General features: G+C 55.4%; 38 protein-coding genes. 29 read left to right on the forward strand and 9 right to left on the reverse strand.

Going from position 1 to position 22,573, the window contains the following annotated elements; all coding sequences use genetic code 11:
* From EV686_RS18170 to EV686_RS18180, 3 genes are all read right to left on the reverse strand, one after another.
* Positions 1–447 (reverse strand): AlbA family DNA-binding domain-containing protein (locus tag EV686_RS18170; protein ID WP_132478381.1); only part of this gene is annotated, 447 nt, incomplete at its 3' end.
* 221 nt (positions 448–668) lie between these two features.
* Positions 669–1,124 (reverse strand): GNAT family N-acetyltransferase, encoded by a 456-nt coding sequence (locus EV686_RS18175; protein WP_132478382.1) that lies wholly within the window; start codon positions 1,122–1,124, stop codon positions 669–671.
* 153 nt (positions 1,125–1,277) lie between these two features.
* A complete protein-coding gene (locus tag EV686_RS18180) occupies positions 1,278–1,991 on the reverse strand; it encodes a S24 family peptidase (RefSeq protein ID WP_132478383.1) in 714 nt (237 codons plus the stop codon).
* Between the two features lie 82 nt (positions 1,992–2,073).
* On the opposite strand from EV686_RS18180, the gene EV686_RS18185 reads away from it, so the two are divergent.
* Positions 2,074–2,295: a helix-turn-helix domain-containing protein gene (locus EV686_RS18185; RefSeq protein ID WP_132478416.1), complete on the forward strand. Its 222-nt coding sequence runs from the start codon at positions 2,074–2,076 to the stop codon at positions 2,293–2,295.
* 4 nt (positions 2,296–2,299) lie between these two features.
* Here EV686_RS18185 and EV686_RS18190 read toward each other — a convergent pair whose 3' ends face one another.
* From EV686_RS18190 to EV686_RS18200, 3 genes are read right to left on the reverse strand one after another with little or no spacing between them, the layout of a single operon-like run.
* The gene (locus tag EV686_RS18190; RefSeq protein WP_132478384.1) at positions 2,300–2,797 is read right to left on the reverse strand and encodes a hypothetical protein; all 498 of its coding nucleotides are present in this window, start codon (positions 2,795–2,797) and stop codon (positions 2,300–2,302) included.
* Positions 2,790–2,972, reverse strand: coding sequence for a hypothetical protein (locus EV686_RS18195; RefSeq protein WP_132478385.1), 183 nt, complete (start codon positions 2,970–2,972; stop codon positions 2,790–2,792). The genes EV686_RS18190 and EV686_RS18195 overlap by 8 nt, the downstream gene beginning before the upstream one ends.
* A 3-nt stretch (positions 2,973–2,975) precedes the next feature.
* On the reverse strand, positions 2,976–3,161 hold the full coding sequence (locus EV686_RS18200) for a hypothetical protein (RefSeq protein WP_132478386.1): 186 nt from the start codon (positions 3,159–3,161) through the stop codon (positions 2,976–2,978).
* Between the two features lie 80 nt (positions 3,162–3,241).
* Here EV686_RS18200 and EV686_RS18205 point away from each other — a divergent pair, with 80 nt between their 5' ends.
* The 9 genes from EV686_RS18205 (at position 3,242) to EV686_RS18240 (ending at position 7,800) form a co-directional block, all read left to right on the forward strand.
* Positions 3,242–3,745 carry a phage regulatory CII family protein gene (locus tag EV686_RS18205; protein ID WP_132478387.1) on the forward strand — a complete coding sequence of 168 codons (504 nt, stop codon included), beginning with the start codon at positions 3,242–3,244 and terminating at the stop codon, positions 3,743–3,745.
* A gap of 2 nt (positions 3,746–3,747) precedes the next feature.
* On the forward strand, positions 3,748–4,170 hold the full coding sequence (locus tag EV686_RS18210; RefSeq protein ID WP_132478388.1) for a recombination protein NinB: 423 nt from the start codon (positions 3,748–3,750) through the stop codon (positions 4,168–4,170).
* Positions 4,171–4,223: 53 nt separating this feature from the next.
* Positions 4,224–4,529 carry a Ref family recombination enhancement nuclease gene (locus EV686_RS18215; protein WP_279389507.1) on the forward strand — a complete coding sequence of 102 codons (306 nt, stop codon included), beginning with the start codon at positions 4,224–4,226 and terminating at the stop codon, positions 4,527–4,529.
* On the forward strand, positions 4,526–4,846 hold the full coding sequence (locus tag EV686_RS18220) for a hypothetical protein (protein WP_132478390.1): 321 nt from the start codon (positions 4,526–4,528) through the stop codon (positions 4,844–4,846). Before EV686_RS18215 ends, EV686_RS18220 begins: the two co-directional genes overlap by 4 nt.
* Positions 4,843–5,697: a hypothetical protein gene (locus tag EV686_RS18225; RefSeq protein ID WP_132478391.1), complete on the forward strand. Its 855-nt coding sequence runs from the start codon at positions 4,843–4,845 to the stop codon at positions 5,695–5,697. The genes EV686_RS18220 and EV686_RS18225 overlap by 4 nt, the downstream gene beginning before the upstream one ends.
* On the forward strand, positions 5,684–6,331 hold the full coding sequence (locus tag EV686_RS18230) for a DUF6475 domain-containing protein (RefSeq protein WP_132478392.1): 648 nt from the start codon (positions 5,684–5,686) through the stop codon (positions 6,329–6,331). Before EV686_RS18225 ends, EV686_RS18230 begins: the two co-directional genes overlap by 14 nt.
* A complete protein-coding gene (locus EV686_RS18680) occupies positions 6,328–6,504 on the forward strand; it encodes a DUF7696 family protein (protein ID WP_165972684.1) in 177 nt (58 codons plus the stop codon). The genes EV686_RS18230 and EV686_RS18680 overlap by 4 nt, the downstream gene beginning before the upstream one ends.
* Positions 6,501–6,872, forward strand: coding sequence for a RusA family crossover junction endodeoxyribonuclease (locus tag EV686_RS18235; RefSeq protein WP_132478393.1), 372 nt, complete (start codon positions 6,501–6,503; stop codon positions 6,870–6,872). Before EV686_RS18680 ends, EV686_RS18235 begins: the two co-directional genes overlap by 4 nt.
* A 508-nt stretch (positions 6,873–7,380) precedes the next feature.
* Positions 7,381–7,800 (forward strand): hypothetical protein, encoded by a 420-nt coding sequence (locus EV686_RS18240; RefSeq protein ID WP_132478394.1) that lies wholly within the window; start codon positions 7,381–7,383, stop codon positions 7,798–7,800.
* Between the two features lie 62 nt (positions 7,801–7,862).
* Here EV686_RS18240 and EV686_RS18245 read toward each other — a convergent pair whose 3' ends face one another.
* Entirely contained in the window at positions 7,863–9,035 is a 1,173-nt protein-coding gene (locus tag EV686_RS18245) for a ferredoxin reductase family protein (protein WP_207901885.1), read from the reverse strand.
* Between the two features lie 318 nt (positions 9,036–9,353).
* Here EV686_RS18245 and EV686_RS18250 point away from each other — a divergent pair, with 318 nt between their 5' ends.
* From EV686_RS18250 to EV686_RS18320, 16 genes are all read left to right on the forward strand, one after another.
* Positions 9,354–9,860 (forward strand): helix-turn-helix domain-containing protein, encoded by a 507-nt coding sequence (locus tag EV686_RS18250; protein ID WP_132478395.1) that lies wholly within the window; start codon positions 9,354–9,356, stop codon positions 9,858–9,860.
* Positions 9,826–11,106: a terminase large subunit domain-containing protein gene (locus tag EV686_RS18255; protein WP_132478418.1), complete on the forward strand. Its 1,281-nt coding sequence runs from the start codon at positions 9,826–9,828 to the stop codon at positions 11,104–11,106. The genes EV686_RS18250 and EV686_RS18255 overlap by 35 nt, the downstream gene beginning before the upstream one ends.
* Before the next feature lie 12 nt (positions 11,107–11,118).
* Positions 11,119–12,558, forward strand: coding sequence for a DUF4055 domain-containing protein (locus tag EV686_RS18260; protein WP_207901887.1), 1,440 nt, complete (start codon positions 11,119–11,121; stop codon positions 12,556–12,558).
* The gene (locus EV686_RS18265) at positions 12,558–13,616 is read left to right on the forward strand and encodes a structural protein (RefSeq protein WP_132478396.1); all 1,059 of its coding nucleotides are present in this window, start codon (positions 12,558–12,560) and stop codon (positions 13,614–13,616) included. The genes EV686_RS18260 and EV686_RS18265 overlap by 1 nt, the downstream gene beginning before the upstream one ends.
* Before the next feature lie 138 nt (positions 13,617–13,754).
* Positions 13,755–14,519: a DUF6651 domain-containing protein gene (locus EV686_RS18270; protein ID WP_132478397.1), complete on the forward strand. Its 765-nt coding sequence runs from the start codon at positions 13,755–13,757 to the stop codon at positions 14,517–14,519.
* Positions 14,520–14,527: 8 nt separating this feature from the next.
* Complete coding sequence (locus EV686_RS18275) at positions 14,528–15,484, forward strand: major capsid protein (protein ID WP_132478398.1); 957 nt, start codon at positions 14,528–14,530, stop codon at positions 15,482–15,484.
* A gap of 48 nt (positions 15,485–15,532) precedes the next feature.
* On the forward strand, positions 15,533–16,582 hold the full coding sequence (locus EV686_RS18280; protein WP_132478399.1) for a hypothetical protein: 1,050 nt from the start codon (positions 15,533–15,535) through the stop codon (positions 16,580–16,582).
* Positions 16,579–17,061, forward strand: coding sequence for a DnaT-like ssDNA-binding protein (locus EV686_RS18285; RefSeq protein WP_132478400.1), 483 nt, complete (start codon positions 16,579–16,581; stop codon positions 17,059–17,061). The genes EV686_RS18280 and EV686_RS18285 overlap by 4 nt, the downstream gene beginning before the upstream one ends.
* Positions 17,058–17,435: a hypothetical protein gene (locus EV686_RS18290; RefSeq protein ID WP_132478401.1), complete on the forward strand. Its 378-nt coding sequence runs from the start codon at positions 17,058–17,060 to the stop codon at positions 17,433–17,435. Before EV686_RS18285 ends, EV686_RS18290 begins: the two co-directional genes overlap by 4 nt.
* Positions 17,435–17,884 carry an HK97 gp10 family phage protein gene (locus tag EV686_RS18295; protein ID WP_132478402.1) on the forward strand — a complete coding sequence of 150 codons (450 nt, stop codon included), beginning with the start codon at positions 17,435–17,437 and terminating at the stop codon, positions 17,882–17,884. The genes EV686_RS18290 and EV686_RS18295 overlap by 1 nt, the downstream gene beginning before the upstream one ends.
* Positions 17,881–18,279: a phage tail terminator-like protein gene (locus tag EV686_RS18300; RefSeq protein ID WP_132478403.1), complete on the forward strand. Its 399-nt coding sequence runs from the start codon at positions 17,881–17,883 to the stop codon at positions 18,277–18,279. The genes EV686_RS18295 and EV686_RS18300 overlap by 4 nt, the downstream gene beginning before the upstream one ends.
* 61 nt (positions 18,280–18,340) lie before the next feature.
* Positions 18,341–18,793: a phage tail protein gene (locus EV686_RS18305; RefSeq protein WP_132478404.1), complete on the forward strand. Its 453-nt coding sequence runs from the start codon at positions 18,341–18,343 to the stop codon at positions 18,791–18,793.
* Between the two features lie 82 nt (positions 18,794–18,875).
* Positions 18,876–19,013, forward strand: a complete 138-nt coding sequence (locus tag EV686_RS18685) for a hypothetical protein (RefSeq protein WP_165972686.1) — start codon at positions 18,876–18,878, stop codon at positions 19,011–19,013.
* Between the two features lie 10 nt (positions 19,014–19,023).
* Entirely contained in the window at positions 19,024–19,422 is a 399-nt protein-coding gene (locus tag EV686_RS18310) for a hypothetical protein (RefSeq protein ID WP_132478405.1), read from the forward strand.
* 11 nt (positions 19,423–19,433) lie between these two features.
* Complete coding sequence (locus EV686_RS18315) at positions 19,434–19,832, forward strand: phage tail assembly chaperone (protein ID WP_132478406.1); 399 nt, start codon at positions 19,434–19,436, stop codon at positions 19,830–19,832.
* Position 19,833: 1 nt separating this feature from the next.
* A complete protein-coding gene (locus EV686_RS18320) occupies positions 19,834–20,070 on the forward strand; it encodes a hypothetical protein (protein ID WP_132478407.1) in 237 nt (78 codons plus the stop codon).
* Here EV686_RS18320 and EV686_RS18325 read toward each other — a convergent pair.
* Positions 20,054–20,323: a hypothetical protein gene (locus EV686_RS18325; RefSeq protein WP_132478408.1), complete on the reverse strand. Its 270-nt coding sequence runs from the start codon at positions 20,321–20,323 to the stop codon at positions 20,054–20,056. The two genes, EV686_RS18320 and EV686_RS18325, sit on opposite strands and share 17 nt — an antisense overlap.
* 179 nt (positions 20,324–20,502) lie before the next feature.
* Here EV686_RS18325 and EV686_RS18330 point away from each other — a divergent pair, with 179 nt between their 5' ends.
* Both EV686_RS18330 and EV686_RS18760 read left to right on the forward strand, forming a co-directional pair.
* Entirely contained in the window at positions 20,503–21,399 is an 897-nt protein-coding gene (locus EV686_RS18330) for a hypothetical protein (protein WP_132478409.1), read from the forward strand.
* 29 nt (positions 21,400–21,428) lie between these two features.
* Positions 21,429–21,749, forward strand: a complete 321-nt coding sequence (locus EV686_RS18760) for a hypothetical protein (RefSeq protein ID WP_207901889.1) — start codon at positions 21,429–21,431, stop codon at positions 21,747–21,749.
* A 47-nt stretch (positions 21,750–21,796) separates the two neighbouring features.
* Here the strand turns inward: EV686_RS18760 and EV686_RS18335 are convergent, their stop codons facing one another.
* Positions 21,797–22,288, reverse strand: a complete 492-nt coding sequence (locus EV686_RS18335) for an Arc family DNA-binding protein (RefSeq protein ID WP_132478410.1) — start codon at positions 22,286–22,288, stop codon at positions 21,797–21,799.
* Positions 22,289–22,388: 100 nt separating this feature from the next.
* Here EV686_RS18335 and EV686_RS18340 point away from each other — a divergent pair, with 100 nt between their 5' ends.
* Entirely contained in the window at positions 22,389–22,568 is a 180-nt protein-coding gene (locus tag EV686_RS18340; protein ID WP_243650959.1) for an Arc family DNA-binding protein, read from the forward strand.
* Positions 22,569–22,573 lie beyond the last annotated feature (5 nt).

Here is a 22,573-nt window from a genome sequence, read left to right on the forward strand (position 1 = left end):
AGGCGGAGGAACTCTATCACCGTACTCACCCCGCCGCCGTGCCGATGAACGCTGTACTTTAACCAAACAGCCTCCGCGATTCCCGGGGCGATTCAGCTCTTCTCTCTTGGCTTGGCGAACCTTTACGTAAATTATTGGCTTGCTTAGCTCAACTATCCCCACATCCTCCGGAGAGAGAAGATTGGCGCTGATCTTCTCCGTATTGTGCGCGGAGTTCCATAGGTCTTGAATCAGCTTCTGTGGATTTTCCACTCCATGAACAGAAAATTTTCCTGGTGATATCTCTTCCACCCCTAAGAGTATCTCCCCGCCACGGGTGTTCGCCATGGCGCTGTATGACTCCCACAGGCTTTTCGGTAGGCCCCCTGATGCAAGCTTGCATTCGAGATCAACGGATTCGGAGAGGCTATTTATGTCGAAGCTTGCAGAATATAAAGTAGTAGCCATTGTAAAGCTAGGTGACTCAGTGAACAGATCGAAATTTCAATGTCGATGATACCTGTTTACTGAGGCGACGATTAATGTGAGCCACATTTTTTTTCTGCTTATTTCAGTGTATGGCCCTGTTGATTATCAATGGTAATGTACCTCACATCCCCACATCAAACTAAATTCTCGTTACATCATCCCCGGCCCGCGCCGCACGTCCAACCCGGGTTTCTACTTCTTCACAGTGATAGCTTCATTCCCACATGGGTGCCATTGAACCCCAGCCCTTCATAGAATCTGATCGCGTCGGGACGCTGCTTGTCGGTCGTAAGCTGCACCATCCCGCATTTGGCGTCGCACGCCAACCCGATGGCGTGCTCGATCAAGGTGCGGCCAATCTTCTGGCCACGGTGCTTGCTGCTAACTCGGACACTCTCGATCTGCCCTCGGAGCATGCCGCCTCGGGATAGGCCCGGGATGAGCGTCAATTGCAGCATACCGACGACCTCTTCGCCGATAGTGGCGACGATGATGCTGTTGCTGGCCTGTGCCTGGATCGCTTCAAGCGCGGCTGTGTACGCCGGGAGGTGCTGGGCCCCATCTCGTGTGGCACCTAAGGCGTCGTCCGTTAGGAGCGCGATAAGGGCGGGCAGATCTGCTTTGCTCGCTTTCCGGAAGCTGAGTGCTGAGGTCATATGTGCTCACCAGGCTAACTTTCTTTCTTCACATCTAGGCCGAGCTGGGTGGCTATCCTTGCATGAGGGCCCGCCAGGCCAGCGCCTTTCCACATAAATCTAAACTTCAGTTACTTCCATCTCAAAAAATAGGGCGCGAAAGGCGCCCAACCCTCAAATCTCGAAACCGCACCAGAACACTTGCCCCACCAGCCGGCCATCGAGGTCTATCTGGATGTCAGGGTACTTTTTGGCTTTGGCTTTGTTCCGCGATCTGGCGAACCACAGATCCCCCTCCTGGGCCAACTGCTTGACGTACAGTTCACCATCGAGCCAAAGGACATAGATCTTGCCGGGCAGGGGGTCTGTCTTTCCTGTGTCGGCCAGAACCACAGACCCGTCCGGGATATGGTCATCGACCATCGAGTCGCCTTTGACCGGAAACGCCAGGGCTTTCCCAGGCTTGGCTCCTTTGCTCCGAAGCCAGTCGCGCCGGAACATCAGCTCTTTCCTGACATCATCCGAGTAGACCACTTCGCCACGGCCTGCGGAGGCCGCTGCGTCTACCAGGCGGACAGGGGCGTGGTCGCCACCTTCGATCTCATCAGGAAGCGCAGAAGATAGCCCCTCAATCTCATCGGCAAGTCGCGGACTAAACTCGCGCACGCTTACGCCTAGGCCATTGGCAAATTTGACTGCTGCCTGAGCATTCAGGGGGCTATGCGCATTAAGGTACTGCCACACATTCCCCTGCGTGCCGAGCCCGTACTCCGCTCCGAAGGCCGCCTGGGAGAGTTTGGAGTGCATAGTGAATAGGCGCTTGAGCGCCGCCGATTCCTCTTTATGGATCGGCAATATTTTGGCCTTGCGGGGTTCTGTGCGCGTCATATCCAAATAATAGTTCTGCTATTGTTTTTTGCAACGAGTGCCACTATTGACTATCTAGTTGACTAGTGGCACTATTATGGCTATGCAGCCAATAACTCATATCCGATCCAGGCTAGGCCTCACCCAAGCAGCGCTTGCTGCTGGCATTGGCGTAACCCAAGGAAATGTCTCCCATTACGAGAGGGGGCAGACCGTGCCTCCTGATGTCGCGGCAAAGCTGATCGACTTCGCTTCGACCCTTGGCGTCAGCCTGACATTTGACGACATCTACCGACCCACCCCCAAGGAGACCTCTCATGCGTGACGGCTCATTTCTTCGGGAAAAGCATCCCCATAGGCCCTCGTTGGGGTTCAGTGTTGAGCCCAAAGGTGCCATGCACAGGGCAGGTGAGCTGGTTTCCCCTAAAGATGGGCTGCAGCGTCGATACCTTCCCTTCATCCATGCACGAAGCACAGGCATAAACCGCGCCATCGGGCGAGCCCTTCGTCGTCTTATCCACGAACACAATGGATCCAGCGGGCGTGTGCATGCGTTCGTATTGCGCCAAGCGATTCGCTTGGTCACGCATTTGCACGATCTGAGCTTCCAGTTCGCGTTTTTCCTGGGCCAGAAGGTGCTTGTCTTGAGCGAGCGCCGCGTTGCTTTCCTGAAGAGCCAAGCATGCGTTTTGAACATCAAGAAGCCGTTCGATCAGAGCGGACTTGGCCTCGCCGATTTTGATGGCGTCCCTGGTATCGACCGCGACTTTCGTCATATCGACAGCGGTACGCAGCCCAGCAATGGCGCCTGATATTGCATCAATCATGGCTGGTTCCTTTTGGGAAAGTTTGGTTACTGGAATTTCTGATCTTACCCGACCGGGACTGGCCGCCAGATTTCTCCGATTCGATGCGATGGATTTCCGCCTCGATGTCGGACAGCAGTTCAGCAGTAACCACGCCAAACAGAAAGGCGCGGGGCTTTTCAGGTTTTTTTGTCATGGCTCAGTGGATGGATCCATGAACACCAGGAAGGTCGAGATCGTCATCCATGCCGGATAGCTCAAGTTCCAGGCACAGGCGATCAAAGACAGTCCGCAGCAGTTCATCGCTGACATCTACGCGGTCAGTGATTGTTTGACAGATTTGATGGGCCTGGCGTAGCAGGCGCTCGGTTTCGGTTGGTTCCATTTTTCGTTGTCAGTAATTGATGCAGGAATGATAGGGCGGGGCGCTAAGCGGCGAAACGCTGAAATTCAGGAGATTTCAAGGTGACGTGCAGATACTCAAATACAGACTGGCTGGACGTTCTTTACAACAGCGTTCGCCGCACTCCGGGAAGCGTAACGGATGCCGCCCGATTTCTCACTGAGCGCCGTGGCAAGTCTATCCACCCTGAAAGCCTGCGCGCCAAGCTACGTAGCCACGATGATTCGATCAGCGTGGAAATGGCGCTGCTCTTGACTGAGTGGATGGAAGAGAAGGCCGGCGGATCGGAATACGCAAAAGACTGGATGCAGGCCATGGCTGTCGAGCACGGTCTTGCGGTGGATGTCATTCCGCCCGCACCTACTGGCGGCTGGCCTGACGAAGTGGCAGCCCTGCAATCTAAGGTCATGCAGATTGCCGCGTTAGCCGGAAAGATTGCTGGAACTACAGCTGACACACTGGTCGATGGCCGCATCGATCAGAGCGAGAAAGATGTGTTGGCCGACCTTTTCCGTGACGCCCGCACGATGCTTCATCGCGCCGAGCGCAATCTGTACAGGGCATAGCCATGGAAAAGCAAGTATTCCAGCTCTCGCACGTTGTCGCCCGCCGCAATGCCGCCAATGCTGTTATGGCTGCGCCTGCTGACTGGCGCGTCGAGATCAAGCCGCGCACGCGCAGCAGTGACCAGAATGCGCTCCTGCACGCCCTGTTCGGGGAGGTTGCCAAACACGCCACCTGGGGCGGTCGCAAGATGACGGCCATTCAGTGGAAGGTTCTTTTCATCAGCGGGCACGCGCAGGCAACTGGCTTGGGATCTGACATGGTTCCCGGCTTGGAAGGCGAGTTCGTAAACGTGCGCGAGTCGTCGGCGCATATGTCTGTCGCCCGCATGACAAGCCTGATCGAGTACATCCTGGCCTGGTGTGCACAGAACGGAATCGATACGCATCAGGCGAGGGTTCGGTACGGGCATGAGGTGGAGGCATGAGAGCCTACAACAGCACCCTCAAGCCCAGCGCCAAGCCGATGAAGCGTAGCCCGATGAGGAAGCGCAGCAACAAGCGAGCAGCCACAAAGTCAGAGCGCCAGCACATGAGCGCCCAGTCTGAGGCTGGCTGCATCCTCTGCCGCTTCCTGGGCCACGGAAACACGCCCGCAGAAATCCACCACATCAGGCATGGAATGGGCGTAGGACAGCGCAATAACCATCTGATGACCATACCCCTATGTCCTGAACACCATCGCGGCGCCACGGGGTATCACGGCCTGGGCAGGAGGGCATTCGAGCGCATGTACGGCGTAACCGAGCTGGAATTGCTGGGTATGACCCAGAAGGAGGCCGCATGAACGGTCAGCAACTAGCCGAAAAAGGCATCAGCCAGGCGCGAGATCATGCGCATGCCGTCATTCCTGACTGGACAGATCAGATCCTGTCCTGCCTGGAATCGTGGTCACAGGACCAGCAAAGGCCATTCGCGATGGAGGATTTCCGCGAGTGGGTCATCACCAACCGCATTGACCTGATCCCTCCCAGCCATCAGGCCTGGGGCGCTCTTGGGCGCACAGCCATCAATCGCGGCGTAATCAAGCATGTTGGATACCGCCCGGCGCGTTCTGCGCTGACGCGAGGGCATCCCGTGCGCGTTTTCGTGAGAAATGTATGAGCAAGATGCCTTGGTTCCGTGCGTACACGGAAATGATCGACGACGAGAAGCTGCGCCTTCTGGCGTTTGAGGATCGCTGGCACTTTGTGGCCATCATGTGCCTCAAGGGTCAAGGCGTGCTTGATGGCAGCGACCCTCTCATGATGCGCAAGGCTGCGGTCAAGATGGGCCTGGATCTGCGCACGCTGGAAGAGGTGGCAAGGCGGCTGGAAGAGGTTGGCTTGATCGACAAAGAGACGCTTGAGCCTCTCCAGTGGGATTCACGCCAGATGCGTAGCGATGCCGATACAACCGCAGCAGATCGCAAGCGACGTCAACGAGAGAGAGAAAAGGCTGAAAGGCAGTCTGTTGAAAACAAAGGAAAAAATCCAAGTCATGATGATGTCACGGACGTGTCACGCGTGACTGTCACGAATGTCACGCGTACAGATATAGATACAGATAAAGATAAAGAAACAGAAGTAATAAAACCATTGTCCGGTTCTGCCGAACCGAACGAGGCAGGGCGGGCTGCATCACGGTTCCCTGAGTTCTGGGCTGCATACCCGAATACTCCACGGCGAGTAGCCAAGGGCAAATGCCTGCAGGTCTGGAAAGCCAAGAGGCTGGATGCTGTCGCCGATGATGTTCTGAGCCATCTGAAGGCAATCCGCACAACATCGCAGTGGCTCGATGGCTACGAGCCAGCCCCGTTGACGTACCTGCGACAAGAGCGGTGGGAGGACGGGCTGCCGGAGAGAAAGCCAGTGGCTGGCCGACACGGAGGCCCATCGACGCTCTACGAGCAGAACATGGCCGCCGCAGCTCGCGCCAAGGCAATGATTTTTGGAGGCAGTGATGCAGCAGTCTGATTTCGACCAGTTCAGCCAAATCCTGAACGCGACCGCCGACCTGTACGGGAAAAAAATGTCAGATATGGCTCTGGCGCTGTGGTGGAACGCAATGCAGCAATATGACCTAGCGGCTGTGCGTGATGGACTGAGTCGACACATGCAAAACCCGGATTCCGGTCAGTTTATGCCGAAGCCCGCGGATGTCATCAAATTTATTGGCGGCAGCACGCAGGATGCGGCGCTCCTGGCGTGGGCAAAAGTTGATCGAGCTGTCCGTTCCGTTGGAACTTATCAAACGGTTGTTTTTGATGATCCGATCATCCATGCAGTCGTATCGGACATGGGTGGTTGGGTTTCGCTGGGGAGTAAAACAGAGGACGAGTGGCCGTTTGTTGCTAGGGAGTTTGAGAACAGATATCGAGGTTATAGGACGCAGGGAGGCGCCCAGGAATATCCAAGGGTCCTCGTGGGCATGTATGAGACACAAAATAGCCGGAACGGGTTTATGACCGAGCCGCCGGTCATGATCGGTGATGCTGGCGCGGCGAAACAAGTTCTCTCTGGCGGAAGTGACAAGCCGAGGATCGGATTTAGCCGAATGGAGACTGCCGATTACCAGGAGATTATTGAGCCTGTTCGGAGGATCGCATGACCATCGAGCTACACCGAAACACCTGCGAGGCGCGTCACGTGCTCGCCCTGCCAACCAAGGAGGCCCGCAGGGAGTACCTGAATCAGGTCGAGAAAAAGCGCGGCGCCCAGGCCCGCCAGTATCTGGAGGACGAAGCTATGCGGCTGCACCGCGCAGCAAAGGCGGCGGCATGAACCTAGACCGACTGACCATTACCTTGCCTTGCGTAGACCCCGAGCTCATGCCGAACAGGAAAAACGGCAAGCACTGGGCGTCTACGCAATCTGCCAAGGTCCGAGCCCGCCAGGACGGCTACATGGCGACTCAATCGGCGCTGGGCCGCAACAAGCTACTGCTATCCAAGACCGTACCGCTCAAGGTCACGTTCGTCATGCCGGATAACCGCCACCGGGATCTGGACAACATGCTGGCCGCTAGCAAAGCCTCGCTCGATGGCATCGCTCAGGCGCTCGGCATCGATGACAAATGCTTTCGCCCCATCACGATTGATGCAGCGACTGACACTAAAAAACAAGGTTTTGTACTCGTGGAGATAGGTTAATGGGTATCACAAAAGCAGATCGCAGCAGGTATCGCCAAGAACTAACGGAGCTTGGCTTTGAGCTCGAGCAGGACGCCAGCGCATTTGAAATGGCAAGCGCTGTCGTAGCGTCCGGCTTCCAGAGGAAAGTCAGAGAGCCATACGGCAGATTCTTCGAGCGCTACATGCGCTCTCGAAAGAACCCGCCGGAGAATCGCGTCATCGTGCCGTCACGCGTAAGACCCCCGCTTTCGATGCAAGGCGTCTATAAGCCAAAGCCACACCCGCGAGCACACGACATTCGACCGCTGAACCTCTGGACGCCAGACGGGATTGGGAACGGGGTAGAGCGCCGCCACGGATACGGGCGAGGATCCTGATATGGCGCTCGCCCGGTGGTGCTATCGAGATCCAGCAGAGGCGGTAGATATCAAGCGAAAGATTGAAGCCAACCGAGCAGAGCGGTCGCGGGAAGGAAAGGCTAAGAAGGCCAGGGAAGGGTTAGAGGCATTGTTTGAAAGGAAGCCGCATGCCAGCAAAGCACAAATCAAATATTGAAATCCTGCTCGGAGAGTGGGGCGCGTGGAAGCGGGGGGAGAATCGCAACGCTCTTGGTTACCCCAGCCAGTCGGCGTTTTCAGCAATGCGCGTAGATGGGCAGCGAAGCGAGGATCCTGACGTGCTGTTAGTAGACGATGATTTGCGCAAGATCGATAGAAACGTAGGCGCCTTATTTCCTGATGCTAGACGGGTCATCACCGCGCATTATGTGTGGCCTGGGCCAGTAAAGGCTAAGCTCGATCGCTTATCCATATCGAGAACGGGTTACTACGATATGCTCGACTGTGGGCATAAGCAGCTCTCGCACTGGATGGGAGAAGGGTATAGCGTGCCGGAAAACTATTTTGTCCGGACATCTTGCGCGACTGTCCGGACTGAACCATACTAAACCCCGTAGGCTGTCGAATTGTCAGCCGATTTTCTGAGCCTCGCCAAGTGCGGGGCTTTTTGCTACCTGAACTCAAAAAACTCGTAATGTATGTTCTTACTGGGAATGTCAGCCTCTTTCATTAGCTGTTTTACATGAGCAAGTAAGCCTTTGGGGCCACAGAAGCTTATATGTATATCAGATGGGTCTGCCTCTTTTGCTGCTCCAGTGATGGTTTCTGCAAGTTTATTGCTGCCGCTTGGGTTGGGGATAAATGATACATTGGCCTGCTCAGTGAACTCCTGAATGCGCTCAGGCGTCGGAAAGGCCCTATTTGGATCAAAGCAATAAATTAGCTGAACTCGCTCCAGATTTTTGGCACTGCTGTCTTTTAACCAGGAAATGAACGGCGCTATACCCACACCCGCACCAATCCAAATTTCTTTATTTGCATTCGCTATGCGTTCGAAACGTCCATGTGGTGCGCGAATATCAGCAAGCATGCCTATTTTTGCTTGGCCATACAGCTTTTCGGTGTAATCGCCTAACGCACGAATTACGAAGTGAATCCGGCCATCGCTGGCATTTGCGCTTGCGATGGTAAAGGGGTGTGGCTCGCGTAGTCCTTGCTCCATGATAGATAAGAAGCCGAACTGCCCGGCCTGAAAAGGAAAGCTGCGGCCGATTGGCGCTAGCTCCAAGTGAACCGCTTTGTCGCCGTGATCCACGGCAACGATTTTGTATGTACCACCCTGAGCAATAAAATTATATAAAAACAGCTTATAAAATGCTGCAACAATGCCAACAGTACATAGGGTGCCAAGCCAAATGCCAGCAGAGCTATTTAGGCGAATAGGCGACTCGAAGCTGAGCCAATGTAGAACAGCAATAATAAAAAATGGGCCAGAGAGTTTGTGCCACCAACTCCATACCTGGTACGGAACGTTGCGGTTTAAGGCCAGCAATATAATAAAACCAAGGACAACAATGCTTAGTTGGCGCACCATTCTGGTCCAGTATTTTGTCAGTTCCAGTATGGGCGCCAGATCCCAGGTATTTAGTTTGGCTTTAAATAGGAAGTGGTATACAACAAACACCAGAGCCCATATACCCAGCCATTTATGGGTTTCATACATGCGATCCAGACCGCCAAGCAGGTCCTCTATGAAGCTCCATCGACTAGACAGAATGCACGCTACTGCCATGCAGGCTAGAGATGTTGCACCAGCTACAAGGCTTGCGGTTGCAGATGTCATCCATGTGTTGGATGGTATCTGAAGTAACACAGTGATCGTGGAAATTAGCGTAATGCCGCTTATTGCTTGCCACGTTTTTATTGCCATGTCTAGACTTTTTTGCCTTTAAAATTATATGGATAATAATTAATGTATCACCCGCACATCGCCTGTCTAAACATAGACTCGGGCATCCATTGATATTTATCAAACTCAAAGGAAGAGTCGCTCAACTAAGTCACCAGCCGTATGAATCCCAGTTATCTCCTCGCTGATTCGTCAGCACTTCGCGCCCGCTTGAGTCTTTGATTCGGCGGGCGTTCTTTTTGGATAATTAAAATGACCGCTAAAGGCAAGGCGTCGGCCAAGCCTGTTGGTCGGCCATCAAGGTACAAAGAAGAGTTCTGCGAGCAGGCAAAGAAATTGTGCAGGCTAGGCGCGACCGATAAAGAAATGGCCGATTTTTTCGGTGTGGCCGTTTCCACGTTGAATCTGTGGAAGAAGAATCACCCTCAATTTTCGGAGTCCTTAAAGGCCGGCAAACAGATGGCCGATGCGGAAGTGGCTGAAAAGCTCTTTCAGCGCGCAACTGGCTACAGCCATCCTGATGTGCATATCAGCAACTTTCAGGGGCTTATAACGCAAACCCCAATCACCAAACACTACCCGCCTGACCCCACCAGCATGATCTTTTGGCTGAAGAACCGCAGGCCGGACCTGTGGCGTGACAAGCCGGAGCCCGAAGGTGATGATGGCAAGGTGTTGCCGGTGAAGGTGGAAATAAGCGTCAAGGACGCTCGCATCCGTGACGATGATCAACCCAACGCTAAACAGGCCGCAAGCTGAGTTTCTGGCTTTGCCGCACAAGTTCAGGGCGTTTATTGCGGGTTTTGGGTCCGGCAAGACCTGGGTAGGTGGCGGCGCCCTATGCCAGCATGCGTGGGAGTGGCCCAAGGTTAACGCTGGATACTTTGCGCCGACCTACCCGCAGATACGGGATATCTTCTATCCGACGATTGAGGAAGTCGCGCACGACTGGGGGCTTCGCACAAAGATTCATGAGACGAACAAGGAGGTTTACTTGTTCGCTGGCGGACAGTACAGGTCGACCATCTTGTGTCGCTCCATGGAGAAGCCAGGAGAGATTGTTGGCTTCAAGATTGGCAAGGCGCTGATCGATGAGCTGGACGTGATGAAGTCTGAAAAGGCTGCCACGGCCTGGCGCAAGATCATCGCCCGGATGCGTTACAAGGTTGATGGTCTAAAGAACGGCATTGATGTCACGACGACGCCGGAAGGCTTCAAGTTCGTCTACCAGCAGTTCGTGAAACAGTTGCGGGACAAGCCGTCGCTTCGGGAGATGTACGGGCTCATCCATGCGAGCACCTACGACAACGAAGCAAACCTGCCGGATGACTATATCGACAGCCTGCGCGAGTCGTATCCGCCGCAATTGATCGAAGCGTACCTTCGTGGCCTGTTCGTCAATCTTGCCAGTGGGTCGGTATATCCGAACTTCGACCGCAGGCTGAACCACACCGATGAGCAGATCCGCGAGGGCGAGGTGTTGCATGTCGGCATGGACTTCAACGTGCTGAATATGACAGCCATTATCAACACAATCCGAGGCGGTAAGCCCTTGTCTTTGGCTGAGCTAACCAAAGTCCGCGATACGCCAACAATGGCCCGGATGCTCAAGGAAAGATATCAGTCCAAGGGGCATCAAGTGGTGATCTACCCCGATGCCAGCGGTAAGAACACCAGCAGCAAGAATGCCAGCGAGTCTGACCTTTCCATTCTGTCTCAGGCGGGCTTTCAGGTGATTGTCGATTCCATCAATCCAGCGGTGAAAGACCGGGTGAATGCGGTCAATGCCCTAATCCTGAACGACAAGGGCGAAAGGCGGTGGTTGGTCAACACAAGCAACTGCCCGACGCTCACAGAAAGCATCGAGCAGCAGGCGTATGACAAGAATGGCGAGCCTGACAAAGAGGCTGGCCATGATCATGCTCCAGATGCGGTTGGGTACATGCTTGCGAAGCGTTGGCCTATCGCAGAGCGAGTGGCAAGACAGTCACCATTGAGAACATAAGCGAAATAGCGAATGAGCCAGAATCCCAACCAGGTCGATTATGTATCGCCCGCAGTCTCCGCTATGGCCGAAAAATGGCCTGTGGTTGACGCGTTGCGCGGCGGCACGGATGCGATGCGCAAAGCTGGAGAAAAATACCTGCGAAAGCGGGCGCTGGAGTCGAAAGCCGATTACAAAGCTCGCCTAGAGCAGGCCACGCTTTACCCGGCATTCACCGACAGCGTTGCCGCAATGGTGGGCCGGGTCTTCACCAAGCCCATCAAGATCGGTGATAAGGTGCCGCAGGAAATCACGGATCTGCTACAGGACGTTGACACTGAGGATCGCAACCTTCACGCCTTTGCGCGTGACTGGATGGATGACGCGGTCAGCTATGGCATTTCCCATGTGCTGGTCGATATGCCGAAGAACGACGCTAAAACCCAGGCCGAGGAAAAGCAGCTTGGCATCCGCCCTTATGCGGTTTTGGTGAAGCACAACCAGATTCTTGGCTGGAGGTCAGAGAAGCGCGGCGGCAATGAGGTGCTGACCCAGGTGCGCATCAAAGAATCTGCTCAGGTCGAGGATGGCGCTTATGGTGAAAAGGCCGTTGAGCGCATCCGTGTGCTTGAGATCGGGCGCTACGAGTTGCATCAGAAAAATGAGGGTGGCTGGGCGCTGATCGAAGAGGGGAAAACCACGCTCGACCGAATTCCGCTGGTGACTTTGTACGCGAACCGGACGGGATTCATGACTGCGGTTCCGCCGTTGCTTGAGCTGGCCCACCTGAACATCAAGTTCTGGCAGAAGCAATCCAGCCTGGATAGCCTGATCGATACCGCTTGTGTTCCGATCCTGGCGACCTTCGGCCTAACGCCTAAGTTTGATGCTGACGGTAAGGAGGTGCCAGGCGTCATTTTTGGCGCCAAGATTGGTATCGATCTGCCTACAGGCGGTGACATCAAGTACGTTGAGCATACCGGCGCCGCCATCGAGTCCGGGCGTCAGGATTTGCTGGACCTGAAGGATGAAATGCGGATCGCAGGCGGGCAATTGCTTCGTCCAGATGCGTCTGTCATGACTGCAGCTCAGGCGGAAACAGAGAATGCGAAGGAAATCAGCCGATTAGGCATGATCGCGCAGAACCTTGAAGACTCGCTCGACCAAATGCTGTACCTGTTCGCGCTGTGGATGGGCAAGAGCCTGCAGCCCGGCAATATTGAGGTGCATGCCAACCTCGACCCGGATTACGCGCCAGCCGAGAGCATGAATGTGCTGATCAGCATGTACAACGCTGGTGCCCTGAGCAAGCAAGGCCTGTTCAACGAGGCCAAGCGCCGCGGAATGGTCAGTGATGATGTCACCTGGGAAGACGAGCAGCAGCGCATTGAGGAGTCCGGCCCTGAATCGGGAGAGATTGCCCGCGTCCTTGCAGAGTTCCGCAAAGCTCAGGGCGAGCCCGGGGATGAGTAATGGCCAATATCGAGCGCAGGCTGGCAGAGCTGTTCACGGACGCCAACCTGGATGCATTGCGGTTCGCAGCAGGACAGCAGAACAGGGTTGAGCGCCAGATCAGACGCATCGCGAAGGATGCTCGCACAAGGTTGATTGATGCCGATCCCAGGCGCCAGGCGCAAATTGAGGCGTTGATTCGGGATGTGGCGAAACTGATCGCCCAGGGCTATAGCAATATTTCAGCGGAGCAGATCAAAGCACTGGAGTCGTTTGCGCCGCTGGCTGCGGCAAATACAACGGCGGCGGTGAATACCGCGGTTGGCGCAACTCTGATCAAAGCACCAAAGAAGCTGAGCGCCAATGTGGCGCGGCTGTTGATCGAGGGCGCGCCGTCTGCTGACTGGTGGGCGGCACAGGCCTACACAATGCAGCGCAACTTCGCCCGGGTGGTGCGAAGCGGTTTCGTTGAGGGGCTGACAACCGAGCAGATCGCGAGGGCTGTGACGGGAATTGGCCCTGCTGGTGTGCAGTTGGATGGCGCGGGGTTTCTCGAAAAGTCCCTACGCGAGTCCCGAAGCCTTGTACATACCAGCGTCCAGACTGTGGCGAATGCAGCCAGGCGCGAGGTGTTTCACGAAAACGACGACATTGTGATCGGCGTGCGGCAAATCAGCACCTTGGACAATCGCACAACCCTGCAGTGCCAGGCCAGAGATCAGAAAGAGTGGGATATGCAGGGTAATCCCATCGGTCACAAGATTCCGTACAACGGCGGCGTTCCCATCCATTGGGGATGCCGCAGCGCAGAGACCCCTGTGCTGGCTCCGCTCACCATCAATGGCGTGCAGCTTCCAGGTTTCAGGACATCGCAACGCGCAAGCCAGGACGGTCCGGTCGACGCCGCGCTGACGTTCGAGTCCTGGCTGGAAGGCAAGAGCCAGGCGTTTCAGGATGAAGCCTTAGGCAAGGGGCGAGCACAGATGTGGCGGGACGGAAAAATCACCCTGTCCGATCTGCTGGACTTGCGCGGAAACCCGCTGACGCTCGCCCAGTTGCAAGCGAAGTACAGCAAATAGCAGAACAAACAACCTTTTCAGGCCAGTTGGCATATCGCCCGCTGGCCTTTTTTTATGCCTGTCCGGGGGATTACCGGCAGGTGAGTCGGGGCGGATGCCTCAAAAGAGTAGGGCTGGATGGCCCAAGGAGCCTGAGAAATGAAGCTGAAAACCGTGGAAGTGGACGGCAAGGTCTACGCAGAAGTGAACGATGGCAAGCCCGTGTATGTGGAGGATGACGGCAAGGAGACGGCATTTGATGCTGTGTCCACCAAGGCCACCATCAGCCGCCTGTTCGGTGAAAACAAGTCGTACCGAGAGCGTGCCGAGTCGGCTGAGTCCAAGGCAAAGCAATTCGAAGGCATCGAAGACCCCCAGGCTGCTCGCAAGGCCTTGGAAACCGTGAAAAATCTCGACGACAAAAAGCTGGTGGATGCCGGCGAAGTCGAGAAGATCAAGTCCGAAGTCGGCAAGGTCTATGAGACCAAGCTGGCCGAAGAAACAGAAAAGCGCGAAAAGCTGGAGCAGCAACTGCATGCTGAAAAGATCGGCGGCGGGTTTGCTCGCTCCAAATTCATCGCAGACAAGCTGGCCATTCCGTCAGATCTGGTGCAGGCCCGTTTCGGTTCTGCGTTCAAGGTCGAGGATGGTGATGTCATCGCCTACGACGCGAACGGCAACAAGATTTTCAGCCGTTCGAACCCTGGTGCAGCCGCTGGCTTTGATGAAGCGCTGGAATTCTTGATCGAACAATATCCGCAGAAAGACCAGATCCTGAAAGGGAGCGGTCAGAGCGGCTCGGGTGCCAAGTCTGGTGGCGGCGGTGGGGGTCAAGGGCTGAAACGCTCGGAGATGGATTCGGCCGCCAAGGCCAAGTACATCGAAGAGCACGGCCAGCAAGCGTATCTTCAACTACCAAAATGAGGTAAATCATGCCTACCACTGTCAATAGCGACATGATCATTTACAACGATCTGGCGCAAACCGCTTACCTGGAGCGTATCCAGGACGTGCTGGATGTGTTCAACCAGCAATCCCAAGGGGCCATTCGCCTCATCAACGAGAACATCGAAGGCGATCTGCGCAAGCGTGCGCTCTACAAGATCGGCGGCAGCCTGGAGCATCGCAACGTCAACTCCGACGCTGCTGTGACCCCCAAGAAGATCGGTGCCGATGAAGCCGTGGGTGTCAAAACCCCTTGGAAGTACGGCCCGTACCAAGCCACCGAAGAATCCTTCAAGCGCCGCATGCGCAGCCCCGAGGAGTTCTCCGAACTGGTGGGCCAGGACATGGCCGACGCCTTCCTCGCGTACTGCATCGAAGCGGCTTTCGCTTCGCTGTCGGCTGCCATCGGCGCCAACGCCAACATGGTCGCCACCGGGTCGTTTGCCACCGACCACAAGAAGGTGCTGACCAAGGGCATGCGCAAGTTCGGCGACCGCTTCAACCGCATTGCGCTCTTCGGTATGGACTCGGCCACCTACTTCGATCTGGTTGATGACGCCATTGATCAGAAGATCTACGAAGAGGCTGGCGTGGTCGTCTACGGTGGCACGCCTGGCACGATGGGCCGCCCGGTGTTGGTGTCCGACCGCATCCCGGCAAGCAAGATTTTCGGCCTGCAATCCGGTGCTGTCACTCTCACCGAATCCCAGCCGCCCGGTGTGCGTAGCTGGCAGGTCAATGACCAAGAAAACTTGGCTCTGGGCTACCGGGGCGAAGGCGTTTTCAACGTCGATCTGCTGGGCTACTCCTGGGATGAAACCAAGGGCGTCAACCCGACCTTGGCCGCCCTGGGCGCTGGTGCCAACTGGACGAAGTATGCGGTCAGCGACAAATCGACCGCAGGCGTGATCATCGATCTGTCTGGTGGCGGTTCGGGTAACTAAGCCCAAGGGTGCGCCTGCTTTGGCTGGCGCACCCGCAAAGGAGAATTCATGAAAGTCGGGATTTACTTTCGAACCGCCCATCCGGTGGCGACTGCTATTGCGGCTGGCTTCTCAGTCCATGAGGTGCATCATCGTGAGCCGACGCTATACCGCGGCGAGGTCGAATCGTTTGATCTCGTAGTGGTCAACGGCTGGCGCAGCGGCAAGCGCGTGGCGAAGTCCTATGAGGCCGCTGGCGTGCCCGTGCTGGTGGTGGATTTCGGCTATCTCAAGCGCGTCAATGCCCCGGATGAGTACATGCAGGGCCATTGGCAAGTCGGCCTGGGCGGGCTGAACCGAATCCCGTCATTCGCTTGCCCGTCAGATCGCTTTGATGCACTTGGCCTGGAAATCACCAAGGCTGGCGGCAACCCTCAAGGGAATGTGCTTGTGTGCGGCCAGGTGCCGGGTGATGCCGCGCACGGTATGGATGCGCATAGCCTGCGTGAGTGGTTGCGCGAGAAGATGCGGGAATATCCCGACGCAATCTACCGACCGCACCCGCGAGGCGGCATTGCCATCCCCGGTCACGCAAACAATCATCAGCCGCTGGCGGATGCTTTGGCTGCGGCTCGGCTGATCGTGACCTACAACAGCAATGTCGGTCATGATGCACTGCTGGCTGGTGTGCCTGTCGTGTGCGGCCCTGGCGCTGCCTATGATGATCTGGCTGGCGAATCCTTGCCGTCCATTGAGGCGCGGCGTGAGTATTTCAGTCGTGTGGCCTATGGGCAATGGACGGCTGAAGAAATGGCGTCCGGTGAGGCGCAGGCGTTCTGGTTGAATCATCTTGTTCCCGGTATCGGGTTTGACGGGCTTCGAGATAGCCGCGATGTTCGCTCAGGCCCTGATGGCGTGTTGCGGGTAAGCGCAGACGAGCCACTGCAGGCGGCACATGACGGTGCCGAAAAAGTGCAGCCAATTGCCGATCAGCTGGTGGATGGCCTGGACGATCTGGACGCTGAGCAACTTCGTGCGTTGGCAAAAGAGCGCGGCGTCAAGGTGCATGCCAGAGCAGGCGCTGACAAGATCCGCGAGGCGCTGAGGGCTGCATCATGAGCCTTGTTGTGGAAAACGGAGAGGGCCTGCCGGATGCTGAGAGCTATGTCAGCGTGGCCGATGCAGATTCCTATGCCGTAGCGATGGGGCATGTGTCATGGCTGGCTACTGGCGTCACAGAGGCGCAGAAGGAAACAGCCTTGCGCCGAGCCACGCAGTACGTCGATTCCCGCTATCGCTACAAAAACAGCAAGTTGAATCCCGATCAGGCGATGGAATGGCCGCGTGTTGGCTTTCCCTGGCCGGTCAAGCGCGTGACGGATGCGACCTGCGAATTGGCGGTGCGGGCGCTGACTGGCGCTCTGTATGCCGATGTTGCACCAGAGGACAACATCAAGAGCGAAACCGTGGGGCCGCTCACTACCGTGTACCAGGATGCCGAGAACGGCGGCCAGGTACGCTTTGCCATCGTCGATGATCTGCTGCTGCCGCTGGTGGCATCAGGGCAGATGACGGCGATTCGGCTGGAGCGAGCATGAGCGCCAGAGACGCACAACGCGCCCTTGCCATGATCGAGCGTGCCAGATCAAAGGGCAGGGCATCGGAATGCAAGATTGTCCGTCCAGGCGCTCCCGGCGAGTACAACCCGGAGACAGGCAAGGTCGAGGGCGGTAGCGATCCAGTGACGCATACAGCCCACGGAGTAAAGGACGGATACGCCCAGCGAGATATCGACGGCACCATCGTGCGTCAGGGTGATCAGCGCGTGTACATTCCGGCGCTCGGCTTCATCAGGCCGCTGACCACTGAGAAACTAAACGTGGACGGCACGGATTACAGCATCGTCAGCGTGAGCGTGATTGCGCCTGGCGCTGTGGATGTGCTGTACGTTGTGCAGATCAGGGGCGTGTGATGGCAAAGGGCAGTTTCGCTCTGAGCATCCGCAAGTTCGCGGAGAAGGTCGAGCAGAACACCGATCAGGTGGTGCGCACCGTTGCGATGGAAGTGGGGCGCAGCCTTGTTGAGAGGTCGCCCGTCGGTAATCCGTCGCTGTGGAAGTCAAAGCCGCCGCCTGGTTATGTGGGCGGACGGTTCCGGGCCAACTGGCAGGTGCAGGCCGAAACGCCATCTTTCCAGACGACAGGCGACATTGACCAAGCGGGGCAGGCGACCATTGCAAGGCTGACCACGCTTGTGTCGGCAATGAAAGCGGGCGGGCTGATTTACTTTAACAACTCGCTTCCCTACGCCCAGCGACTTGAGGATGGCTGGAGCGGGCAGGCGCCTGGTGGAATGGTCGAGATTACAGCCATCGAGTTTCAAGATTACGTCAACAAGGCCGTCCAGGCCCTGCCGAAATGAAAACATCCTTCATCCGTCGCCAACTGGAAAGCCGCCTTAATGTGTGGGTGAGCCAGCAGACCGAAAAGCCGCCCGTTGCATGGCAGAACGTCGCGTTTACGCCGCCAGCGTCCGGTATTTGGCTGGAAGTGACGCTACTGCCCGCTGATACCGTGTCTGGCAGCCTTGCTGCAGGCGAGTGGAAAGGAGCATTCCGGGTCAATGTGTTTGGTAGGTCTGGATCTGGATCAAGTGCAGTCGAGTCTGTTGCCCAATCCATCGCCGGTCACTTTCCGGCTGGGCTGGACATGGATGGCGTCAAGGTTCCGCGCCCGCCAAGCGTAGGCCGTGGCAGCAGTGACGAAGGGCTGTACATGGTTCCTGTATCCATCCGATATCAACTCAACGCTCAATAAACAAGCAGCATTTCATCAACAAGCCGCCTCCGAGCGGCTTTTTTACGTTCTGGAGGCTCACATGAGCAGCAAAGTAATTCTGGTGCAGGGCAGTTCCCTGCAAATCTCGAAAGAAGAAGCAGCCAGCACTGATCCTACCGGCCTGACGTTCGACTCGCTCGATTGCGTTGGCCGGCAGATTCAGTGGCAAGGTGGACAAGCCACGGAAAACGATGTCACAACCCTGTGCAGCACGGCCAAAGAGTTCCGCCTGGGCCTAACGGATGCCGGCACGATGACCGTCACTGGCCATTGGGTTTCGTCCGACGACGCACAAAAGACTATCAAGGCCGCAGACCGCGACAAAAAGCCGCGCCTGATCGAGCTGACCTTCTCTGACGGCTCCAAGTTCGCCAGCCTGGCGCTGGTGCAGCAACGATCCTTCGACGGATCCGTCGATGGCGTCTGGTCTGGCACATTCAGTTTCCGCCTGACCGGCGAGCCGCTGGAGTCCGAGCCGCCCGCAAGCTCGTAAGGCAAAACAAAAGCCCCGCAGACGGCAATCTGGCGGGGCTTTCTTGCATTAACCCTCTGGTATCAGCAGAAGGAACGCATGGATGAATTTTAACTTAGGGGAGTGGATCGTGGAAGCTCTCAAGATCATTGAATCCAGCAAGCACCTGAAAGTCATGGTTTACGGCCTGGTGTTTTCTGTGGTTCTGCACGCCGTGGCATCGCTGCTGTCGGCTCTATAACGAGGCATTTATGACTGATAAAGTTTTTTCCATTTCCGATCTTGATGTTCGCAGCATCGCAAACGATGGCGTCGAGGTCGAAATCACCAATGCGGACGGAATCGGCCTTGGCGTCTACATGACGATCCTGGGAGAGCAGTCCGATGTGGTTGAAAAGTTCCTGATTGAGCTTTCTGATAAGCGCGCCGCCGAGGCGCTGCGTGGGCGCGACAAAAAAACGCCCACAATCAGCGCGGAGCGTGCGCTGAATGACGAAATTGCCAGCGCCGCCGTGCGCGTGATTGGCTGGCGTGGACTGAAGGAAGAATTCAGCAAGGAAAATCTCGACAAGCTGCTGCGCTCGAATCGCGGCATTGTTCGCCAGATCATTGCTGCGTCGGTCGATGATTCGCGTTTTACGAAAGCCTGATCGACGCGGTATTGGCGTTTGCCAAGCATGAATTTGGGCTTGATCGAACAAACAAACAGCTTGGCAAGTCTTTCAGGCAGGTTTACGCCGAAATCGAGCAGCAAACCGGCATCAGGGCGCCGCAACTGGATGGCCCAGATCTTCCGGATGCGGGGCGACGCATCTGGGGCTGGTATCAGGATCTGGATGCCAGGCGCAATTGGTACATCGGCATGGGCGGATCGGCTCCTGCGCCGATTTCGTGGGAGGCCATCCGAGCGTACTTTGAGATGGCCGGATACAAGCCGCAGCCATGGCAGATCAGGCTGCTTTGTGATTTGGACACGCTGTACCGGGTAACGGTATCTGGCGACGATTCGGAACAGGCTGACTCAGCTAAGGGGCTGGGGTCGGCATTGAAAGGAGAGTGAAATGCTGAAACGACTGTACAAGCGGTTTCTGGAATGGGCGCTGGCGCCGGTGTTGAGGCCTGTGACTGATGAGTTGGGTACTCTGCAGTCGCAGGCATTTGTCGTCAGCGGAGAAGTCGCCATCTTGAATCAGGCAATGGTTGGGGAGGCGAGCATCAGATCATCTACCCTGAAGTCAGATGACGGCAAAGTAGAAGTCGACTTTCCAGGCGGAAGACTATCTATGAATTGCTGGTAGGGCCTTCGCTACCTCTAAGGTTCGTAACGACTTCTGCCACCAAATCCTTGGCGGCCTTAACTGTCTCTTCTGAGGCATCTTTGATATGAGGCTCCTTCGCAAGCAGCTCTACGATCTCTGCTGCTTGCCTTTTTTGCGGTTCGCCAAGCGTGGATATCACGGAGAGAAGCGATACGTGCATTGCCCATGCCCTACCGTTAAGGACGTCGATTTTTCTTTTTAGATCAAGCATGCTGATTGGCTCATCGGACATTGTCGTCTCCTTTAGGTTGCGTGCGTAGGAGCTTGTAACATACCAGTGCGGATAGCACGGGGGAACTGGACGGATGTACAGATTCGACGAAGGTGGTAGCGAGGCGATGGATAGCGGAGGTAGATCCAGTAGGGCTTATCGAGTACGATGTTATTAATAGTAACAAACGCGCATCCGATATGACCGCCACAGCAACGTTTAACTTTGATTCCAGCTATACCTTTCACTATGATACGCCGCGCCCGGTACCGATCAGAGAGGCTATTGAGTCTTTAATAGGTATTGAAAAACTGCTGGCGACGTTGCCCAAGGTAACTAAGAAGCTGATCGGTTTTGATGACTTCACAGTAGAGATAGTCATCGAAGATGTGCATACAGGCAGTTTGTGGGAAAGGATTGGTGTTCGCTATGTGTTCGGTAGCGAAGAGAAGATGAATGAGTTCATTGATCGAGTGAAAACGATTATGCCGCCGTCAGCCCTCGTCCCTGTGCTTGTTGCATCCGTATTGGCATATGGCGGGTACTTACTTACAAGGCCCTCGCCAGGCCCAACAGTCACAGTTGGGGACATTACAAATAGCATAGTGGTAGTTGGGAATGGGACACAGACGATAACCTCGGATGTTGCAGAGGCTGTGATTACAGGGATCCGCAACAAGAAAGAAATTGCTGGGGCGACTATTGAAACATTGCGCCCTGCGATGAATCAACCAGGCTCTTCACTGAAAATTTATGGTGGAAGCGCTCAAGATAGCGAGGTGCAGTTTGAGGTCCCTGCAACTGAGGTAAAAAAGATTCCGAAAGAAATGCCACATACTCGCATCGAAGAGACGGCAGATCTGAAGCACGTCATAGTGGATGTTCGAGCAATCGATTTAGATAACCCAGAAAAGGGATGGGAAGGTCGCATCGAGGGGCTAACAGGGCGCATCAAGATCGAATTTGAGGATGATATTGATCTCGAAGAGGTGGCAAATCGTAGAAAGTTCAATGCCGATGTGGTGCTTACGAGTAGGTATCGGGGTAGCGAATCGGAGCCGCGTCCCCACTCAATGCTCATTGAAAAAATATATTGAACAACTTTGTTTTGATACGGGGGGGCGGCATGGTTGACTTCTACATTGCGGCAGTTCGCTACACAGAGGATCGCTCATCCATAAGCCAGGTCAAGATAGCGCGAATCTACATAACTGAAAAAGGGACTGGGATGGCTGGTCATGAGATCGTCGTCCCTGCTCGGTTCATATGTGAGCTACTGAGAACGGGAAAGCTGTCGATCTGGACCGCAACCAAGAGGAGAAAACCTGGATCGCGGGTGACCATGTATGATCAAGGGGCGGAGGTTCAGTTGTTTGCTGACAAGTATCTGACCACCAGCCCAAACGGGATACATCGAGACAACCTGGGCGAACTGCCCGAGTTCTGAAAAGCGAAGCGCCCCTAGAGGCGCTTTTTTGTTGCCCGCGGGATAGGCTATTTTTTCGGAGTCTTCGGCTTTGAACCAAGGCCGCGCTTGGGGGCGGCATCCGAAGTGGAGGCCTCCAGTTTTTCTAAGGCTTCTTTCATCTGTGATTGAAGCTCGAAGTGCTTGCTCCACATATCTTGATGACTTGTGCGTGTGGTGTTCGCTAGCTTCTCAAGATCGTAGAAGCCGCTTACGGCATCTGATAATTCGTCAGTAAGTTCGCGTCGCTCTATCTCTCTGAATAACTCATCAAGAATTTCTGAGACGTTTTGCATTTTTATTGAGTGTAGATGCTCACGGAAGCGAGCTTCAGCAAGATCTGCTGCGAGTTGGGTCAATGCCTCAGATGAAATCGAATTTGGCATGAAGGTTTGCTCAAGGCGAGAGATTATCTCAGCGTGCAAAGAGCGATTACCGGCTGCCGAAGCTTTTTCCAAAGCGTCGCGCAGTTCAGGCGGCATCCGTATTGGGTAGGGAGTGATTGGGTGGCGATCTTTCATGTGTTGGATGTTTGCACTCTTTTTGACTCATTGCAATGAGTCATGTTGACTCTGAGTTAAAAAGAGTCCACAATTGAGCCATCAACATCAGGAGAGTGAGGTGTCAAAACAAATCATGGCATACCCGGTAAGGCTGGATCCGGCGCTGCGCGAGCAATTGCAGGTGAAGGCAGATCAGAATGACCGGTCACTGCATCGGGAGATTGTATTCAGGCTGAAAGAAAGCCTAGCAAAAGAAAACGCCCCGGAAGGTGAGAGTTCCGAGGCGTTGGTTCAGTAACCCCT

It is taken from the genome of Paracandidimonas soli, assembly GCF_004342005.1.
GTDB classification, from domain to species: Bacteria; Pseudomonadota; Gammaproteobacteria; order Burkholderiales; family Burkholderiaceae_B; genus Paracandidimonas; species Paracandidimonas soli.

Bases quoted from the DNA above. Each gene is read 5' to 3' on its own strand.
- EV686_RS18175 (WP_132478382.1), bottom strand. From the start codon at position 1,124: ATGACCTCAGCACTCAGCTTCCGGAAAGCGAGCAAAGCAGATCTGCCC.
- EV686_RS18180 (WP_132478383.1), bottom strand. From the start codon at position 1,991: ATGACGCGCACAGAACCCCGCAAGGCCAAAATATTGCCGATCCATAAA.
- EV686_RS18185 (WP_132478416.1), top strand. From the start codon at position 2,074: ATGCAGCCAATAACTCATATCCGATCCAGGCTAGGCCTCACCCAAGCA.
- EV686_RS18190 (WP_132478384.1), bottom strand. From the start codon at position 2,797: ATGATTGATGCAATATCAGGCGCCATTGCTGGGCTGCGTACCGCTGTC.
- EV686_RS18195 (WP_132478385.1), bottom strand. From the start codon at position 2,972: ATGACAAAAAAACCTGAAAAGCCCCGCGCCTTTCTGTTTGGCGTGGTT.
- EV686_RS18200 (WP_132478386.1), bottom strand. From the start codon at position 3,161: ATGGAACCAACCGAAACCGAGCGCCTGCTACGCCAGGCCCATCAAATC.
- EV686_RS18210 (WP_132478388.1), top strand. From the start codon at position 3,748: ATGGAAAAGCAAGTATTCCAGCTCTCGCACGTTGTCGCCCGCCGCAAT.
- EV686_RS18215 (WP_279389507.1), top strand. From the start codon at position 4,224: ATGAGGAAGCGCAGCAACAAGCGAGCAGCCACAAAGTCAGAGCGCCAG.
- EV686_RS18220 (WP_132478390.1), top strand. From the start codon at position 4,526: ATGAACGGTCAGCAACTAGCCGAAAAAGGCATCAGCCAGGCGCGAGAT.
- EV686_RS18225 (WP_132478391.1), top strand. From the start codon at position 4,843: ATGAGCAAGATGCCTTGGTTCCGTGCGTACACGGAAATGATCGACGAC.
- EV686_RS18230 (WP_132478392.1), top strand. From the start codon at position 5,684: ATGCAGCAGTCTGATTTCGACCAGTTCAGCCAAATCCTGAACGCGACC.
- EV686_RS18680 (WP_165972684.1), top strand. From the start codon at position 6,328: ATGACCATCGAGCTACACCGAAACACCTGCGAGGCGCGTCACGTGCTC.
- EV686_RS18235 (WP_132478393.1), top strand. From the start codon at position 6,501: ATGAACCTAGACCGACTGACCATTACCTTGCCTTGCGTAGACCCCGAG.
- EV686_RS18240 (WP_132478394.1), top strand. From the start codon at position 7,381: ATGCCAGCAAAGCACAAATCAAATATTGAAATCCTGCTCGGAGAGTGG.
- EV686_RS18245 (WP_207901885.1), bottom strand. From the start codon at position 9,035: ATGACATCTGCAACCGCAAGCCTTGTAGCTGGTGCAACATCTCTAGCC.
- EV686_RS18250 (WP_132478395.1), top strand. From the start codon at position 9,354: ATGACCGCTAAAGGCAAGGCGTCGGCCAAGCCTGTTGGTCGGCCATCA.
- EV686_RS18255 (WP_132478418.1), top strand. From the start codon at position 9,826: ATGATCAACCCAACGCTAAACAGGCCGCAAGCTGAGTTTCTGGCTTTG.
- EV686_RS18260 (WP_207901887.1), top strand. From the start codon at position 11,119: ATGAGCCAGAATCCCAACCAGGTCGATTATGTATCGCCCGCAGTCTCC.
- EV686_RS18265 (WP_132478396.1), top strand. From the start codon at position 12,558: ATGGCCAATATCGAGCGCAGGCTGGCAGAGCTGTTCACGGACGCCAAC.
- EV686_RS18270 (WP_132478397.1), top strand. From the start codon at position 13,755: ATGAAGCTGAAAACCGTGGAAGTGGACGGCAAGGTCTACGCAGAAGTG.
- EV686_RS18275 (WP_132478398.1), top strand. From the start codon at position 14,528: ATGCCTACCACTGTCAATAGCGACATGATCATTTACAACGATCTGGCG.
- EV686_RS18280 (WP_132478399.1), top strand. From the start codon at position 15,533: ATGAAAGTCGGGATTTACTTTCGAACCGCCCATCCGGTGGCGACTGCT.
- EV686_RS18285 (WP_132478400.1), top strand. From the start codon at position 16,579: ATGAGCCTTGTTGTGGAAAACGGAGAGGGCCTGCCGGATGCTGAGAGC.
- EV686_RS18290 (WP_132478401.1), top strand. From the start codon at position 17,058: ATGAGCGCCAGAGACGCACAACGCGCCCTTGCCATGATCGAGCGTGCC.
- EV686_RS18295 (WP_132478402.1), top strand. From the start codon at position 17,435: ATGGCAAAGGGCAGTTTCGCTCTGAGCATCCGCAAGTTCGCGGAGAAG.
- EV686_RS18300 (WP_132478403.1), top strand. From the start codon at position 17,881: ATGAAAACATCCTTCATCCGTCGCCAACTGGAAAGCCGCCTTAATGTG.
- EV686_RS18305 (WP_132478404.1), top strand. From the start codon at position 18,341: ATGAGCAGCAAAGTAATTCTGGTGCAGGGCAGTTCCCTGCAAATCTCG.
- EV686_RS18685 (WP_165972686.1), top strand. From the start codon at position 18,876: ATGAATTTTAACTTAGGGGAGTGGATCGTGGAAGCTCTCAAGATCATT.
- EV686_RS18310 (WP_132478405.1), top strand. From the start codon at position 19,024: ATGACTGATAAAGTTTTTTCCATTTCCGATCTTGATGTTCGCAGCATC.
- EV686_RS18320 (WP_132478407.1), top strand. From the start codon at position 19,834: ATGCTGAAACGACTGTACAAGCGGTTTCTGGAATGGGCGCTGGCGCCG.
- EV686_RS18325 (WP_132478408.1), bottom strand. From the start codon at position 20,323: ATGTCCGATGAGCCAATCAGCATGCTTGATCTAAAAAGAAAAATCGAC.
- EV686_RS18330 (WP_132478409.1), top strand. From the start codon at position 20,503: ATGACCGCCACAGCAACGTTTAACTTTGATTCCAGCTATACCTTTCAC.
- EV686_RS18760 (WP_207901889.1), top strand. From the start codon at position 21,429: ATGGTTGACTTCTACATTGCGGCAGTTCGCTACACAGAGGATCGCTCA.
- EV686_RS18335 (WP_132478410.1), bottom strand. From the start codon at position 22,288: ATGAAAGATCGCCACCCAATCACTCCCTACCCAATACGGATGCCGCCT.